This is a genomic window from Pontivivens marinum (assembly GCF_900231835.1).
GTDB classification, from domain to species: Bacteria; Pseudomonadota; Alphaproteobacteria; order Rhodobacterales; family Rhodobacteraceae; genus Pontivivens; species Pontivivens marinum.
Genome location: NZ_OCTN01000002.1, coordinates 476,946 through 491,946, shown reverse-complemented (window position 1 = coordinate 491,946; position 15,001 = coordinate 476,946). Strand labels below are relative to the sequence as shown.

The window sequence follows — 15,001 nt, the reverse complement described above, 5'->3', positions numbered from 1 at the left end:
ATGAAATATATTGCCCTCAGCCTATGCCTGTTTGCCGCGCCCGTGATGGCGCAGGAGCAATTCGATTGCGTCATGGACCCTGCCGAGCTGGTGCAAATCGGCAGTCCGGTGGCTGGCCTGTTGGCGCGGGTCAATGTCAGCCGTGGCCAATGGGTGCAGGCGGGCGATGTCATTGCCGAGCTTACTTCGGAATTCGAGATGACCACGATTGAACTGCTGGAGGTTCAGGCAAGCTCGCATGCGGCACTGGATGCGCAGCGCGCAGGGCTAGCACTGATCGAGGGGCGTTATGCCCGCACGCAGGAGCTGATGGATCGTGGCGTTGCCACGCAGGACGCCATGGCCGAGGTTGAGGCAGAGCTGGTCACGGCGCAGTCCCTCGTCGTGCAGGCGGAGCTGGAGCAGGAAATCGCCCGCCGTGAACTGGAACGCGCCCGTGCCGCATTGGCGCAGCGGGTGATCCATTCGCCGATTGATGGCTTGGTGTTTGAAAAGCGGATGACCAGCGGCGAATACCTGACCTCTGACGGGTATGTGGCCAGTTTGGTGCAGTTGGACCCGCTGCATGTTGAGGCCTTCCTACCGGTCGAGCTGTTCGCCGACGTGGCCGAGGGGCAGGTGGTTACGATCCGGCCTAGCGCACCGATTGGTGGTGAGTATCAAGGCACGATCACTGTGCGCGATCGTGTTTTCGATGCGGCCTCCGGCACATTTGGCGTTCGGGTTGAATTGCCCAATCCTGATGGTGCGCTGCCTGCCGGCCATCGCTGTTTCCTCGAACTGGAGTGAGGGATGCGGCACATTTTCTGAGCACGCTGCAACGGTTGGACGGGCCGTGCATGGTGGAACGCTCGGTCAAGGTGACAGGTACGCAGATCGCGGATGGCAGGTTGCTGGTTTCCGCCCCGCGTCGCGCGCTATTACCCGGGGCCAAGCGTAGTTTTCAGACGATATGCGATCAATTGGGCGCGCCCGGCGTTGATGCTCTGCTGCCCTATCTAGGGATGGCCACCGATGTGCATTTCGGGTTCGAGGCGGGCGATGACCCGATCCATAAGGCCTATCTGGAATTTGCGCAGGACAGTCCGGTTGAGAATGTCCGCTTCCTTGCCGTGAAATGGCGGGGGCAGGATGTGCGCACAAACCTGTATTTTGACCGGACGGCGCTGCCCAATGTGGAGCGCGCCGCGCTGATTGCCGACATTGTACCGCAGGGCATTGTGGCCGATAAGCTGGGGCAGGTCGTGCAACGCGTCATGGCAGCCGCGCCGTTACACGATTTGCCCCTACTCTTGGTCGAGGAGGAGGGAACCGCGCGGCGGTCGCTGGACCTGAATGTCGCAGATCTGGAATGGCGGGGGCAGGATTTAGGCGATCAGCTCGGCCCCCTATTCCCCGATGGTGATTTGCCCGCAGACCTGCGCGGCCAGCAGATCGGCCATATTGCTGCGGGTGCTGCGCGCGACGGGCGGGCCTTTGCCACGATATATTATGGCGCGCGCGGAGTGATGGCGGCGGACCTACCTCAAACCGCGCGGCTATAGCGGGTTTCGGCTGTATTGTACTGATCCAAAGCAGCCGCGACGATACGGGCGAGGACATGTGCATCCTCGGCTATGAATACGCCATTTGCGTCCCGTTCTACGATTTGCGGGAACCTATCCAGCAGGCTGCTCATCGTGGATTCAATGGCGTGCAGCTTGGCATGAGTTCGGGCGGCGATGCGGGCGGGGGTGATACGGAACTGGCAGAGCAGCTCCTCGATCATTGCGGCGATCATCACGTCCTCTGCCGTGAATTTATGACCGCGCACCGTTGTCAGGCGGCCGTCCAGAACGCCCTTTTGCCATTCGGATGTGGACGGATTGTTCTGCGTATAGCCCTGCGGCATCCGCGATACGGATGAGGCGCCCAGACCGATCAGCCATGCGCAATCATCATCGGTATAGCCCTGAAAATTCCGGCGCAGTGTCTGGTTCTGCCTTGCCATGTGCAGGCCATCCCCCGCCCGTGCGAAATGATCGATGCCGATCTGGTCATAGCCACCGGTGGCCAGTGTTTTCGCCGCTTGATCAAACAGGGTCAGGCGGGCAGGGCCGTCGGGCAGATGCTCGGCGGGGATCAGCACCTGTCGTTTTGCCACCCACGGGACATGGGCGTAACCGTATAGCGCGATGCGATCGGGTGCGAGGTCGAGTACCTGTTGCACTGTTGCCTCCAGCCGCTCCTCGGTTTGGAACGGTAGGCCGTATAGCAGGTCGAAGTTCAGGTTCTTCACGCCCACCCGCCGCAAGTTTTCGACGACTGACTGCGTTTGGGCAAAGCTCTGCTGTCGCCCGATGGCGTCCTGCACGGTTGGGTCGAAATCCTGCACGCCGATGCTGGCGCGGGTCAGGCCCAGATCGTGTAGTGCCGCAATGCGGTCGGCATCGACACAAGTCGGGTCAATCTCGACCGAGACCTCTGCATCTGCCGCGATGGTGAAGTTGCTACGCAGCGTGGCGCCGAGTTCGGCGATCATCTCGGCGGGTAAAATCGTTGGTGTGCCCCCGCCCCAATGCAGGCGACCGATCGTCACGTCGGGGGGCAACAGGGCGGCGACTTGCTGAATCTCAGCCTTGAGCACATCCAGATAGCGCCTAATCGGTCCATCAGTACGGGTTCCCTGCGTCCGGCATGCGCAAAACCAGCACAGCCTGCGGCAAAACGGGACATGCACATATAGCGATATCCGTGCCCCTTCGGGCACATCCATCAGCCATGCGGCAAAGTGCGACGGTCCCACATCTTGCGTGAAATGCGGTGCCGTGGGATAACTTGTATAGCGCGGAACACGCGCATCGAAGAGGCCGTAACGGCGCAGCAGATCCTGTTTCATGGGGATGTTATGGCGGCTGACAAAAACCGATTCCTTGATCGGGATCAAAAATAACCATTTTTCGCCGGAGATTTCCGTGAGCATACAGCAAGCCACCTACCAATCCTGTAGCAGCTGTCCGATCCAGCACCGTGCCATCTGTGCGCGTTGCGATGAGGATGAGTTGTTGATGCTCGAAAAAATCAAGACTTATCAGACCTTTCCTGCCGGTTCCCCGCTGATCCATGCAGGCGATGATGTGGAGTTACTGTCCTCGTTGGTTGAGGGATGCGCCACCATCAGCATGACGTTGGAGGACGGCCGCGTGCAGATGGTGGGCTTGCTGCTGCCCTCGGATTTCATTGGCAGACCCGGGCGGCAAGTTGCGCCCTATGACATCACCGCGATTTCCGAGGTGACTTTGTGCAGTTTCCGGCGCCGCCCGTTCGAGGTGCTGATCGCCGAAACCCCGCATATCGGCCAACGTTTGCTGGAGATGACGTTGGATGAGCTGGACGCCGCCCGCGAATGGATGGTGTTGCTGGGGCGCAAAACCGCGCGGGAAAAAATCGCCAGCCTGATGGTGATCCTGTCCAAGCGGCTATCTCCCCGTGGCCATGATGTACATTTCGAACTGCCCCTAACGCGCGAGGCTATGGCCAGCTATCTGGGCCTGACATTGGAAACAGTCAGCCGCCAGATCACTGCGCTGCGCCGTGATGGTGTGATCGTGCAGGAGGGGCGTCGCGGCATTACCGTGCCCGATCTGGATCGCCTGATCGCCCTGACCGGCGATGATACCGATGGCGGGTTACTGGCCTAAGCTACATTCAAATTGCTGATCGCATCGCGTTCTTGATCCAGATCAAGGCGTCACATTTGCGTGTCTGCCATTTCTGCCCCTGAAACGGGATTGCGCGAACCGGATGAGGTGCGCGCAGAGAATGGAGATGCGGCACGATGTGGGATGGGTTTAGACTTATATTATTGGGGATCGTGATACTGATCTCCGCTATGGCGGCGAACTGGGCGCGCGATGTGGCCTATCAGGTTCATGCCTTGCTGATTCTGCTGATCGCATCCGGAATGTTCTACTGGGTGTTGCGCAATACGGGTGAGGAGGCACGACCTTCCGCGCCATTGGGGCATTATATGGATGGTCCTGTGCGGGCCGGCGTGATTGCCACTGCATTCTGGGGCGTCGCTGGTTTTCTGGTCGGGACGTTTATCGCGTTTCAGCTGGCCTTTCCGGTGCTCAACATCGATTGGGCGCAACCCTATGCGAATTTCGGGCGCTTGCGGCCGCTGCATACCTCGGCTGTGATCTTTGCGTTCGGGGGAAACGCACTGATCTGTACGTCGTTCTATGTTGTGCAGCGCACCAGCGCGACGCGACTATGGGGCGGTAATCTGGCGTGGTTCGTGTTCTGGGGCTACAACCTGTTCATCGTTATGGCGGCCACCGGCTATCTGCTGGGCGCGACCCAATCCAAGGAATATGCAGAGCCTGAATGGTATGTCGATATCTGGCTGACTATCGTTTGGTTGAGCTATCTGGCGGTATTCCTGGGCACGATTATCAAGCGCAAAGAGCGCCATATCTACGTGGCCAACTGGTTCTTCCTCGCCTTTATCGTGACGGTTGCGATGTTGCATGTGGTCAACAACCTCAGCGTTCCGGTCAGCATTTGGGGGTCGAAATCGGTCCAGCTGTTCGCTGGCGTACAGGATGCGATGACGCAGTGGTGGTACGGCCATAACGCCGTTGGCTTTTTCCTGACCGCCGGTTTTCTGGGCATGATGTACTATTTCGTGCCCAAGCAAGCGGGCCGTCCGGTGTTCAGTTACAAGCTATCGATCATCCACTTCTGGGCGCTGATCTTCTTGTACATCTGGGCGGGGCCGCACCACCTGCACTATACCGCCTTGCCCGATTGGGCGGCGACGCTGGGCATGGTGTTCTCGATCATTCTGTGGATGCCATCGTGGGGCGGCATGATTAACGGCCTGATGACGTTGCAGGGCGCGTGGGACAAATTGCGCACCGATCCGATCATTCGGATGATGGTTATCAGTCTGGCCTTTTACGGGATGAGTACGTTCGAGGGGCCGGTCATGTCGATCCGCGCTGTGAACTCGCTAAGCCACTATACGGATTGGACAATTGGTCACGTGCATTCGGGTGCGCTGGGTTGGAACGGTATGATCACCTTTGGTGCGCTGTACTTCCTGACGCCGAAGCTGTGGAACCGTGCATCCATGTATTCGATCAGCGCGATCAACTGGCATTTCTGGTTGGCGACGATCGGCATCGTTCTGTACGCGGCCTCGATGTGGGTTAGCGGCATCATGGAAGGTTTGATGTGGCGCGAGGTCGATGCGCAGGGCTTCCTCGTCAACAGCTTCGCTGACACGGTTGCCGCGAAATTCCCGATGTATGTCGTCCGCGGATTGGGCGGTGTGATGTATCTGAGCGGCGCGCTGATCATGGTCTGGAACATGTGGATGACCATCCGCCGCGCCCCCGAAGCAGTCAGCCGCAACGCGGCCGTACCGGCGGAATGAGGACCCCTAAAATGAGTGATAAGGATATGAAAAAGCCCCGTAAGGGATTCCTCGACCACCACCGCGTGCTGGAACGGAACGCGACGCTCCTGCTGATCGGCTCGTTTCTGGTGGTTAGCATCGGCGGGATCGTTGAGATTGCGCCACTGTTCTACCTCGAAAACACCATCGAGGATGTAGAGGGGATGCGCCCCTATTCCCCGCTGGAGCTGGCCGGCCGCGATGTCTACGTGCGTGAGGGGTGCTATAACTGTCACAGCCAGATGATCCGCCCGATGCGCGATGAGGTGGAGCGTTACGGCCATTACAGCCTCGCCGCGGAATCGATGTACGACCATCCGTTCCAGTGGGGGTCAAAGCGGACAGGGCCGGATTTGGCCCGTGTTGGCGGGCGTTACTCGGATGAATGGCATCTGGACCACCTGCGCGACCCGCAATCGGTGGTGCCGGAAAGCATCATGCCGAAATATGCCTTCCTCAGTGATGTGATGGTGAACGCGAACCACGTGGCCGATCTGGTTGCGACCCATGCTATCGTCGGCGTGCCCTACACGGATGAGATGATCGAGATGGCGGCGCAGGACGTGCGCACCCAGATTGATCCGTTCGGCGATACCGATGGCTTGCTGGAGCGCTACCCCGGTGCGGCAATCCGCAATTTCGACGGTGAGCGGGGCGTGTCCGAGATGGATGCTCTGGTCGCCTATCTGCAAATGCTGGGCACTTTGGTCGATTTCTCGACCTTTATGCCTGATGAAAGCCGCTGAGGAGGACCCGAAATGGATATGTATTCAACCTTGCGAGAGATCGCGGATAGCTGGGTTTTGCTGGGACTAACGCTGTTTTTCATCGGCACTGTGTTCTGGGCCTTCCGCCCCGGCAGTCGGGATTTACACTCGGATGCCAGCGCTATTCCGTTCCGCGATGATGAGCCGCGCTGCCAAAACGCATGCCCCGATTGCACCTGCAAGGGCGCAATCGCCGCGCTGGAGGAACGCCACGATGTCTGAGAACCGTGTGGACGAGGAAACCGGTGTCGAGACCACAGGTCACAGCTGGGACGGGATTGAGGAGCTGAACAACCCGTTGCCACGGTGGTGGTTGTGGAGCTTTTACGCCACGATTGTTTGGGGCATCGCCTATGTCATCGCCTTTCCGGCATGGCCGCTGATCAACGGTGCGACACCCGGGCTGCTGGGTTATTCCACCCGTGGTGAGGTGGCGGAGGAAATCGCGCGGGTTGATGCCGCCAATGCGGGGCTGGAGGCGGATTTGGCTGCGGCTGATCTGGCCGCGCTATCGCCGGATGATCCGTTGTACCGGTTTGCCACCTCGGGCGGGGCGGCTGTGTTTCGGACCAACTGTTCGCAATGCCACGGATCGGGCGCGGCAGGTGCCGTGGGCTATCCCAACCTGCTTGATGATGACTGGCTGTGGGGTGGTACGGTGGAGGACATCCGCACCACGGTTCAGCACGGTATCCGCAATGATGATGATCGTGACGCGCGCTGGTCGGAAATGCCTGCCTTTGGCGATATCTTGTCCGAGGAGGAAATCGACACCTTGGTCGCCTATGTTGGCGGGGGTTTGGGCATTGCCGATCCGGGACACGAGCTATTCCTGAACAATTGCGCGGCTTGCCACGGGGATACCGGAACTGGCGATCGCACGATGGGTGCACCTGATCTGACCGACGCGATCTGGCTGTATGGCAACAGCGAGGCTGCGCTGACCCAGACGATTACCAATGCGCGCTTTGGCGTGATGCCGCCCTGGGCCGAACGGCTGAGTGAGGCGGATATCGCGGCGGTTGCTCTCTACGTTCACCAGTTGGGCGGTGGAGAGTAAATCAACCTCGTTCCGCCCCCTCGGGCGAGGTTGATCCCTGTCGGCTCCGGTCCATCCCACCGGAGCCGACATTTGCTTGATCTGAGTCAAGGACGCGCCGGCCCTGCGGGGCTAACGTCCGGTTGAGCCTATGACCGAAAGAATCCCAGTGACCGATAGCCCACCCCCTCTTTACGCACCACAAGAGCCGATTTTCCCCAAGCGGGTCAGCGGGACGTTCCGCCGCTTGAAATGGTGGATCATGCTCGTGACCTTGGGCATCTATTACCTGACGCCGTGGCTGCGCTGGGATCGCGGCCCCAACCTGCCCGATCAGGCGGTGCTGGTCGATTTGGCGGGGCGCCGTTTTTACTTCCTGTGGATCGAGATTTGGCCCCACGAATTCTATTTCGTAGCGGGCCTGCTGATCATGGCTGGGCTGGGGCTATTCCTGTTCACCTCCGCGTTGGGTCGGGTGTGGTGCGGATACACTTGCCCGCAAACCGTCTGGACCGATCTGTTCATTCTGGTCGAGCGCTGGATCGAGGGTGACCGGAACGCACGGGTTCGGTTGTGGAACGCCCCTTGGTCCGCCCATAAATGGCGTTTGCGGATCACGAAATGGCTGGTTTGGCTGATGATCGCTGTGGCAACTGGCGGGGCGTGGGTGTTCTATTTCACCGATGCGCCGACGCTGTTCCGCGATTTACTGACCTTTGACGCGCATCCGGTGGCCTATATCACCATTGCGATTTTGACGGCCACGACCTTTGTTTTCGGGGGTTTTCTGCGCGAACAGGTTTGCATTTATATGTGCCCATGGCCCCGCATTCAGGGCGCGATGATGGACGAGGACAGCCTGACCGTCGCCTATCGCGATTGGAGAGGCGAGCCGCGTGGTAAGAAACGTGATCACACCGAGGGCGACTGTATCGATTGCATGGCCTGCGTGAATGTCTGCCCGATGGGCATCGATATCCGCAATGGGCAGCAGATGGAGTGTATTACCTGCGCGCTGTGCATTGATGCGTGCGATGACATCATGGACAAAATCGGCAAGCCGCGTGGCCTGATCGACTATCTCGCGCTTAGCGATGATGGGCCGGAGCGTGAGGGCAAGCCCCCCATCCCGATCTGGCGGCATGTTCTGCGGTTCCGCACCATTCTGTACACGCTGATCTGGGCGGGTATTGGTGGTGGCTTGGTCTTTGCCCTGTTCATCCGGCCAGAGATTGAGATGACCGTTTCGCCTGTTCGCAATCCGACCTATGTGGTGATGTCCGATGGCTCCGTCCGCAATGCCTATGATGTGCGCTTGCGTAACAAGCATGGTGAGCCGCGCGATTTCCATATGTCGCTGGTATCGGACAGTATTTTGCGTATCTCGCTTGAGGGGACAGACACCCGCACCGTTACAGTTCCGGCAGATGCCGTGCGATTGCAGCGGGTCTATATCCTCGCCCGTCCCAATGATCCGGCAGCCGAAATCGACAGCACCCCCGTGCGTTTGTGGGTGGAGGATGTTGCCGAGGGGGAACGTGCATCGGTCGGGACAGTCTTTAACGGTATTGGGGAGTAACAGCATGGAACTGACAGGTACGAAGGTTTTCGGTATTTTCGCAGGCTGCTTCGCGATTATCATCGGCGTGAATATCACGTTGGCCTATCAGGCAGTTGCGACCTTTCCGGGGTTGGAGACGCGAAACTCCTATGTTGCCAGCCAGTCATTTGATGCGGATCGTGCCGCACAAACTGCGCTGGGGTGGGAGGTTTCCGCCCGCTTGCAGGGGGATGAATTGATCCTGCGGATATTGGATCAGGCAGGCGCCCCCGTTCAGCCCCGGATGATTGAGGCGACACTGGGCCGCGCAACCAATGTCAGTCAGGATGAAGTCCCCGATTTCAGCTTTGACGGTCAGCAGTTCCACGCCACAGTGGCCGGAGGGGCAGGTCGTTGGGATTTGCGGTTGGTTGCTCTTGCGCAGGATGGAACGCAGTTTCGTCAGCGGATTATCCTGCATGATCGGTCGGGCACATGACGATCGCGGCTTGTCCTGCCTGTGCGGTTGCCCCGGCGGCGCTGGATATTGCGGGGCCTGAACATGCGGCGGGGGATGAGGTATTCCTGTCCCTGCCCAACATTCATTGCGCTGCCTGCATCGGTGGGGTTGAACGCGCCCTGCGTGCGGTGCCACAGGTCCGTGCCGCGCGGGTGAACTTGCGTCTGCGCCGTGCGACGGTGGTTGTTGAACCGAATACCGATCAGGCCGTCCTGATTGATGCCCTAGCCCAAGCAGGGCATGAGGCGCATGAGTTGGACGGTGCCGCATTGACCGGTCGGGTTGATCCGGTTGGGCGCGATCTGTTGGTCCGTTTGGCCGTTGCAGGCTTTGCGATGATGAATGTCATGGTTTTGTCGGTTGCTGTTTGGTCCGGTGCCACTGACGCAACCCGCGATCTGTTCCATTGGATCAGCGCCGCAATCGCCCTGCCGGCGGTATTCTATGCCGCGCAGCCGTTTTTCCAGAATGCATGGCGGGCACTACGGGTGCGGCGGCTGAATATGGATGTGCCGATATCGCTGGCCATTATCCTTGCTAGCGTGATGTCACTATTCGAGGCCAGCGTCGGTGGTCAACACGCATATTTCGATGCGGCCCTGTCGTTGAGCTTTTTCCTGCTAACGGGCCGTTATCTGGATCACCGCACACGATCCGCCGCCCGATCCGCCGCGCAGGAGCTTGCCGCGTTGGAGGTTCCTCGCGCCACGCGGATCGTTGAGGGTGTGCGCAGCAGTGTGGCCGTCGCGGATTTGCGCGCTGGCGATCATATCATCGTTGCACCGGGTGGCCGGATTCCTGTCGATGGCACGCTATTGCAGGGTGATGGTCTGGTGGATCGGTCGATGCTGACCGGTGAGAGTTTACCCGTCGCCGTGACATCCGGTGACGGCATCGCAGCAGGCGAAGTGGTGGTGGATCATCCATTGGTGATTCAGGCGACCGCAGTGGGTGCTGATACAACCTTGCGCCGCATGGCGGCCCTGGTCGAGGTCGCGGAAACGTCGCGCAACCGCTACACCGCGCTGGCCGATCGGGCGGCGGCGGTTTACGCGCCGCTAGTTCACGGCTTGGCACTGGCGGCGTTTATCGGGTGGTATATTGCGACCGGCGATGCGCGCCACGCGCTGAATGTCGCGGTGGCGACGTTGATTATCACTTGCCCTTGTGCACTTGGCCTTGCGGTGCCGGCGGTGACAACTGCTGCCTCTGGCCGGTTGTTTCGGATGGGGCTGTTGATCAAATCTCCAACGGCGCTGGAACGGTTGGCGCAGGTGGATACGGTGGTTTTTGACAAGACCGGTACGCTGACACAGGGCAGGGCGCGCCTGTCTGGTATCCAAGCGTTAACGTCGGATCAGGCTGGCATCGCGCGTGCCTTGGCCCATGGGTCGAACCACCCCGTTGCACGGGCGATTGCCGATGCACTGCATGATGTTGAACCCGCATTGCTGACGAATGTTCATGAGGTAACGGGTGAGGGCGTTTTCGGCCTGTGGCATGGGCGCACCGTGTTTCTGGGTCGCGGAGCAGACGCGACGGAGCTGCGGATTGACGGTCAGCCCAGCATTCCCCTGCCCATGCAGGAAATCCTGCGCACCGGAGCGGCCGATGCCATTCACGCGCTGGATGGGTTGCAGTTGCATGTGATGTCCGGTGACACGGTTGCGGCCACGCGCCGTTTGGCGCAGCAGGCCGGTATTTCCATGGTCGAGGGCGATTTGCGGCCTGCGGATAAGCTGTCGCGGATCAATACGCTCAGCGATCAGGGGCGGCATGTTTTGATGGTTGGGGATGGGCTGAATGATACGGCGGCGCTGGCTGCGGCGCATGTGTCGCTGTCGCCTGCCTCGGCGCTGGATGCTTCGCGCGCGGCGTCGGACATTGTGTTGCTGGGCAATAGCTTTGCACCACTACCCCATGCCCTGCGGATTTCGCGTAAAGCGCGGGCGCGGATACGTGAGAATTTCGCGATTGCGGTTCTGTATAATTGCGTTGCGATCCCTGTCGCCTTAGCCGGATTTGCAACGCCCCTAGCGGCGGCATTGGCGATGTCTACATCGTCGATTACTGTTATTCTCAACTCGATGCGGGTGCGCTGATGAATGTTCTGGTTTTCCTCGTGCCGGTGTCGCTATTCCTAGGGGCAGGGGGGCTGGCGGCCTTCGTCTGGACCGTCCGCCATGCGCAATATGAGGATTTGGAGGGCGATGCCGCCCGCATCCTGTTGAGCGAGGAGGAGGATTAGAGGATCGCAGCCCTAATCGCCATCGCCACCACACCCAATACCGCGACACTGATCAGCCACAGGGCGACAAACCATGCCAGCCTGCGGAATGTGCTGTCGCGCCTCAATGATACCCCTCCTCTGGATCAACCTTGCCACGGAAAACCCAATAGGCGTAGGCGGTGTAGGCGAGGATCAGCGGGACCAATACGACGGTGCCGACCAGCGCGAATTTCAGGCTGGAATCCGGTGCTGCTGCCTCAACTATCGTTAGACTAGGCGGTACGATATTGGGGTAAAAGCTGATCCCGATTCCGATAAAGCACAGCACAAACAGCCCTAGTGAAGCAAAGAACGGGGTCGCGTCCTTGCCCGCCTTTAGGCTGCTGAACAACAGCCATGCCATCAATAGAACGCAACCGGGGACGATGACGCTGAACGCACTGCCGGGCAGGTTAAACCAGCGCTGGAAGTAGTCGGGGTTCTGGAATGGAGTCAGCAGACTAACCACCCCCATGAATCCCAGCGTTCCGATGCCAAGGAAAACAGCGTAACGTTGCATTTGTGCCTGTAGCCGGTGCTCCGTTTTCAGGTTGATCCAAGTCGCCCCCAACAGCGCGTAACCGATCACCACAGCGAACCCTGTCAGCACGGAAAACAGGCTCAGCCAATCCCACCAGCCGCCGGAATAGGCGCGATCCGTCACCTCGATCCCCTGCACCAGGGCGCCCAAAGCGATGCCCTGCATGAATGCCGCAATCAGCGACCCGCCAAAGAAACCCGCATCCCAGACGGGTTTCCACCGCTCTGTCCGCCAGCGATATTCAAAGGCGACACCGCGAAAAATCAGCGCCAGCAGCATCAGGATGATCGGGATGTATAGCGCAGGCATGACCACTGCATAGGCCAGCGGAAATACCGCAAACAGGCCACCGCCGCCCAGCACCAGCCATGTTTCATTCCCGTCCCAGATGGGCGCGATGGAATTCATCATGGTGGCCTTTTCCGTCTCGTTTCGGGCCAAGGGGAACAAAATCCCCACGCCCAGATCAAAGCCGTCCAGAATGACATAGGTCAGCACGGCAAAGGCGATGATGCCGGCCCAGATGAATGAAAGCTCAATAACCATCTGAAATCTCCTTACTGTCCTAGGTTCGTGTCAGAATCGCCGTGATGCATCTGCGCAATGCCAGCCGCGCGAACTGGTCCGTCCCTCAGGCCCAGATGCGGTGTGTCTGGGCGCTTGTTCATCATGCGCAACAGGTAGAACGTGCCTGCGCCAAAGATGAAGAAATACACGATGATGAACGCGATTAGCGATGCCGCCACAGCAGGCGCCGCAATCGGCGCGAGGCTATCGGAGGTGCGCAGCAAGCCGTAGACCGTGAACGGCTGGCGACCAACCTCGGTCGTGACCCATCCGGCCAGAACCGCGACAAAGCCCATCGGCCCCATCACGATAGCCGCACGTTGCAGCAGCCGTGCGTCATATAGTTGACCGCGGAACCGGTGCCACAGGCTCCACGCGCCGAGGCCCAGCATCGCAAAGCCGAGCCCGACCATGATGCGGAAGCTCCAGAACACGATGGCCACGGGGGGGATATCCTCGTCTGCGACGGTATCCAGACCCTCCATCGGTGCGTTCAGATCATGCTTCAGGATCAGGCTGGATAGGTTTGGAATTTCGATTGCGTAATCAATCCGGCGTTCCTCTGGATTGGGGATGCCGAACAGGATCAGCGGGGCGCCGTCGGGGTGGCTGTCATAATGCCCCTCCATCGCCATGATCTTAACCGGTTGATGTTCCAGCGTGTTCAGGCCGTGTGCATCGCCCGCCAAAATCTGGATCGGGGCGACAAAGACCAGCATCCACATCGCCATGGAAAACATGCGCCGCGCCGGTTTGTCAGTTTTATCGCGCAGCAGGTGCAGCCCGCCGACCCCGCCAACAACCAAGGCGGTCGTCAAAAACGCCGCCAGCACCATGTGCACCAGTCGATAGGGGAAGGACGGGTTGAACACGATCTGCCACCAGTCCTCGGGGATGAATTGGCCTAGCTCGTTGATGCTGTAGCCGGCCGGTGTCTGCATCCATGAGTTCACCGACAAAATCCACGTGGCAGACATCAGCGTGCCAAAAGCGACCATAGCAGTGGCAAACATGTGCAGTTTGTCCCCGACCCGTTCGCGGCCAAACAGCATGATGCCCAAGAAACCTGCCTCCAGAAAGAAGGCTGACAGAACCTCATATGCCATCAGGGGGCCCAACACGGGGCCGGTCTTGTCCGAGAATACCGACCAGTTGGTGCCGAACTGATAGGACATCACAATGCCTGATACGACGCCCATGCCGAATGCAACGGCGAAGATCTTCTTCCAATAGGTGAACAGCGTCAGATAGGTCTCATCCCGCGTGCGCAGCCATAATGCGTTCAGCGTCGCCAGATAGCTGGCCAACCCGATGGAAAAGGCAGGGAAGATGATGTGGAATGACACCGTGAATGCAAATTGCATTCTGGCAAGTGTCTCTGCTGTTAAACTGTCGAACATAGTAATCTCCGGCTAGCGGAAGGGACGTGGTACAATGCTGCGTCGCGGGCAAATATGCGCCCGTGATGTTAGGGTTTTGCGACAATACGCGGCCTGCCGCCATGGCCAAACCGAGTTATGCGACCATGCGCCTCAGTTTGGCACCGCCCGGGGACGGTAGGGAAACAGGATGAACAATAACCGGAAAATCGGAGAGAATGCACCATGACATTGAAAGATTCGACGCAGCCGTGGCTGGACCGTTTTCCGGGTTTGTCGCGGCTGGCCCCCGAAACCAAGCAGGTGCTGATGGATCGCAGTAGCGTTCTGAATTTATCCGAGGGCACTATGATTTTCGGGCCGGGGAAATCACCCGAAAACATGTTGTTCCTGCTGGAGGGTCGTGTGCGGGTTCAGCAAATCTCCGAAACGGGGCATGAAATCGTGCTGTACCGCATTTATGCGGGGCAAAGTTGCGTTCTAACCACGGCCTGCTTGCTGGCCTATGAGGATTATTCAGCCGAGGGCATAGCCGAAACCGCAGTGCAGGCCGTGGCCGTTCCGCGTACCGTTTTTGATGATCTCGTTGCGCAATCGAAGCCGTTCCGCGATTTCGTTTTCGCCGCCTTTTCCAAACGGATAACGGACTTGTTTCGCATGATTGACGAGGTTGCCTTTCAACGGATCGATGTGCGCTTGGCTGACAAGCTGCTGGAGCTGGCGGATAGTGGAGGCAGGATCGAAACCACCCATCAGAAATTATCGGTTGAGCTGGGCACGGCGCGCGAAGTTATCTCGCGCCAGTTGCAGGAATTTCAGCGGCGCGGTTGGGTTGAGCTGACCCGTGGGAACATAAATATCATAGGTAAACAGTCTCTTATCGAGCTTTCTCAATCGCAGGCTTAGGATGACCGTAGCCTTGGTGACAAAGTCACT

16 protein-coding genes are annotated in these 15,001 nt (G+C 59.1%); 12 read left to right on the top strand and 4 right to left on the bottom strand.

The features are described from left to right. On the top strand, positions 1 to 789 hold the full coding sequence (locus tag CR254_RS08370; RefSeq protein WP_097929386.1) for an efflux RND transporter periplasmic adaptor subunit: 789 nt from the start codon (positions 1 to 3) through the stop codon (positions 787 to 789). Next, positions 786 to 1,544, top strand: coding sequence for a hypothetical protein (locus tag CR254_RS08365; protein WP_145996721.1), 759 nt, complete (start codon positions 786 to 788; stop codon positions 1,542 to 1,544). Before CR254_RS08370 ends, CR254_RS08365 begins: the two co-directional genes overlap by 4 nt. On the opposite strand, the gene hemN is transcribed toward CR254_RS08365, so the two are convergent. Beyond that, the gene (gene hemN / locus CR254_RS08360) at positions 1,526 to 2,878 is read right to left on the bottom strand and encodes an oxygen-independent coproporphyrinogen III oxidase (RefSeq protein ID WP_097929384.1); all 1,353 of its coding nucleotides are present in this window, start codon (positions 2,876 to 2,878) and stop codon (positions 1,526 to 1,528) included. The genes CR254_RS08365 and hemN overlap by 19 nt on opposite strands. Before the next feature lie 76 nt (positions 2,879 to 2,954). On the opposite strand from hemN, the gene fnrL reads away from it, so the two are divergent. The 9 genes from fnrL (at position 2,955) to ccoS (ending at position 11,557) form a co-directional block, all read left to right on the top strand. After that, positions 2,955 to 3,680 carry a transcriptional regulator FnrL gene (fnrL, locus tag CR254_RS08355; RefSeq protein WP_245851506.1) on the top strand — a complete coding sequence of 242 codons (726 nt, stop codon included), beginning with the start codon at positions 2,955 to 2,957 and terminating at the stop codon, positions 3,678 to 3,680. Positions 3,681 to 3,817: 137 nt separating this feature from the next. Continuing rightward, entirely contained in the window at positions 3,818 to 5,422 is a 1,605-nt protein-coding gene (gene ccoN / locus CR254_RS08350; RefSeq protein WP_097929383.1) for a cytochrome-c oxidase, cbb3-type subunit I, read from the top strand. 11 nt (positions 5,423 to 5,433) lie between these two features. Further along, positions 5,434 to 6,189, top strand: coding sequence for a cytochrome-c oxidase, cbb3-type subunit II (gene ccoO / locus CR254_RS08345; RefSeq protein WP_180955939.1), 756 nt, complete (start codon positions 5,434 to 5,436; stop codon positions 6,187 to 6,189). Between the two features lie 12 nt (positions 6,190 to 6,201). Continuing rightward, positions 6,202 to 6,432: a cbb3-type cytochrome c oxidase subunit 3 gene (locus CR254_RS08340; RefSeq protein ID WP_097929382.1), complete on the top strand. Its 231-nt coding sequence runs from the start codon at positions 6,202 to 6,204 to the stop codon at positions 6,430 to 6,432. After that, entirely contained in the window at positions 6,425 to 7,270 is an 846-nt protein-coding gene (gene ccoP / locus CR254_RS08335) for a cytochrome-c oxidase, cbb3-type subunit III (protein ID WP_097929381.1), read from the top strand. Before CR254_RS08340 ends, ccoP begins: the two co-directional genes overlap by 8 nt. A gap of 130 nt (positions 7,271 to 7,400) precedes the next feature. Further along, a complete protein-coding gene (gene ccoG, locus CR254_RS08330) occupies positions 7,401 to 8,828 on the top strand; it encodes a cytochrome c oxidase accessory protein CcoG (RefSeq protein WP_180955938.1) in 1,428 nt (475 codons plus the stop codon). A 4-nt stretch (positions 8,829 to 8,832) separates the two neighbouring features. Continuing rightward, a complete protein-coding gene (locus CR254_RS08325; RefSeq protein ID WP_097929380.1) occupies positions 8,833 to 9,288 on the top strand; it encodes a FixH family protein in 456 nt (151 codons plus the stop codon). Then, positions 9,285 to 11,411, top strand: a complete 2,127-nt coding sequence (locus CR254_RS08320) for a heavy metal translocating P-type ATPase (RefSeq protein WP_097929379.1) — start codon at positions 9,285 to 9,287, stop codon at positions 11,409 to 11,411. The genes CR254_RS08325 and CR254_RS08320 overlap by 4 nt, the downstream gene beginning before the upstream one ends. Further along, complete coding sequence (gene ccoS / locus CR254_RS08315; RefSeq protein ID WP_097929378.1) at positions 11,411 to 11,557, top strand: cbb3-type cytochrome oxidase assembly protein CcoS; 147 nt, start codon at positions 11,411 to 11,413, stop codon at positions 11,555 to 11,557. Before CR254_RS08320 ends, ccoS begins: the two co-directional genes overlap by 1 nt. Here the strand turns inward: ccoS and CR254_RS08310 are convergent. Genes CR254_RS08310 through CR254_RS08300 form a run of 3 tightly spaced genes read right to left on the bottom strand, consistent with a single transcriptional unit; the run spans position 11,554 to position 14,086 of the window. Beyond that, positions 11,554 to 11,664 carry a DUF2474 family protein gene (locus tag CR254_RS08310; RefSeq protein WP_097929377.1) on the bottom strand — a complete coding sequence of 37 codons (111 nt, stop codon included), beginning with the start codon at positions 11,662 to 11,664 and terminating at the stop codon, positions 11,554 to 11,556. The genes ccoS and CR254_RS08310 overlap by 4 nt on opposite strands. Beyond that, positions 11,661 to 12,665, bottom strand: coding sequence for a cytochrome d ubiquinol oxidase subunit II (gene cydB, locus CR254_RS08305; protein WP_097929376.1), 1,005 nt, complete (start codon positions 12,663 to 12,665; stop codon positions 11,661 to 11,663). The genes CR254_RS08310 and cydB overlap by 4 nt, the downstream gene beginning before the upstream one ends. Positions 12,666 to 12,676: 11 nt before the next feature. Next, a complete protein-coding gene (locus CR254_RS08300) occupies positions 12,677 to 14,086 on the bottom strand; it encodes a cytochrome ubiquinol oxidase subunit I (RefSeq protein WP_097929375.1) in 1,410 nt (469 codons plus the stop codon). A gap of 204 nt (positions 14,087 to 14,290) precedes the next feature. Here CR254_RS08300 and CR254_RS08295 point away from each other — a divergent pair, with 204 nt between their 5' ends. Then, on the top strand, positions 14,291 to 14,971 hold the full coding sequence (locus CR254_RS08295) for a Crp/Fnr family transcriptional regulator (protein WP_097929374.1): 681 nt from the start codon (positions 14,291 to 14,293) through the stop codon (positions 14,969 to 14,971). Positions 14,972 to 15,001 lie beyond the last annotated feature (30 nt).

Bases quoted from the DNA above. Each gene is read 5' to 3' on its own strand.
- CR254_RS08370 (WP_097929386.1), top strand. From the start codon at position 1: ATGAAATATATTGCCCTCAGCCTATGCCTGTTTGCCGCGCCCGTGATG.
- hemN (WP_097929384.1), bottom strand. From the start codon at position 2,878: ATGAAACAGGATCTGCTGCGCCGTTACGGCCTCTTCGATGCGCGTGTT.
- ccoN (WP_097929383.1), top strand. From the start codon at position 3,818: ATGTGGGATGGGTTTAGACTTATATTATTGGGGATCGTGATACTGATC.
- ccoO (WP_180955939.1), top strand. From the start codon at position 5,434: ATGAGTGATAAGGATATGAAAAAGCCCCGTAAGGGATTCCTCGACCAC.
- CR254_RS08340 (WP_097929382.1), top strand. From the start codon at position 6,202: ATGGATATGTATTCAACCTTGCGAGAGATCGCGGATAGCTGGGTTTTG.
- ccoP (WP_097929381.1), top strand. From the start codon at position 6,425: ATGTCTGAGAACCGTGTGGACGAGGAAACCGGTGTCGAGACCACAGGT.
- ccoG (WP_180955938.1), top strand. From the start codon at position 7,401: ATGACCGAAAGAATCCCAGTGACCGATAGCCCACCCCCTCTTTACGCA.
- CR254_RS08325 (WP_097929380.1), top strand. From the start codon at position 8,833: ATGGAACTGACAGGTACGAAGGTTTTCGGTATTTTCGCAGGCTGCTTC.
- CR254_RS08320 (WP_097929379.1), top strand. From the start codon at position 9,285: ATGACGATCGCGGCTTGTCCTGCCTGTGCGGTTGCCCCGGCGGCGCTG.
- ccoS (WP_097929378.1), top strand. From the start codon at position 11,411: ATGAATGTTCTGGTTTTCCTCGTGCCGGTGTCGCTATTCCTAGGGGCA.
- cydB (WP_097929376.1), bottom strand. From the start codon at position 12,665: ATGGTTATTGAGCTTTCATTCATCTGGGCCGGCATCATCGCCTTTGCC.
- CR254_RS08300 (WP_097929375.1), bottom strand. From the start codon at position 14,086: ATGTTCGACAGTTTAACAGCAGAGACACTTGCCAGAATGCAATTTGCA.
- CR254_RS08295 (WP_097929374.1), top strand. From the start codon at position 14,291: ATGACATTGAAAGATTCGACGCAGCCGTGGCTGGACCGTTTTCCGGGT.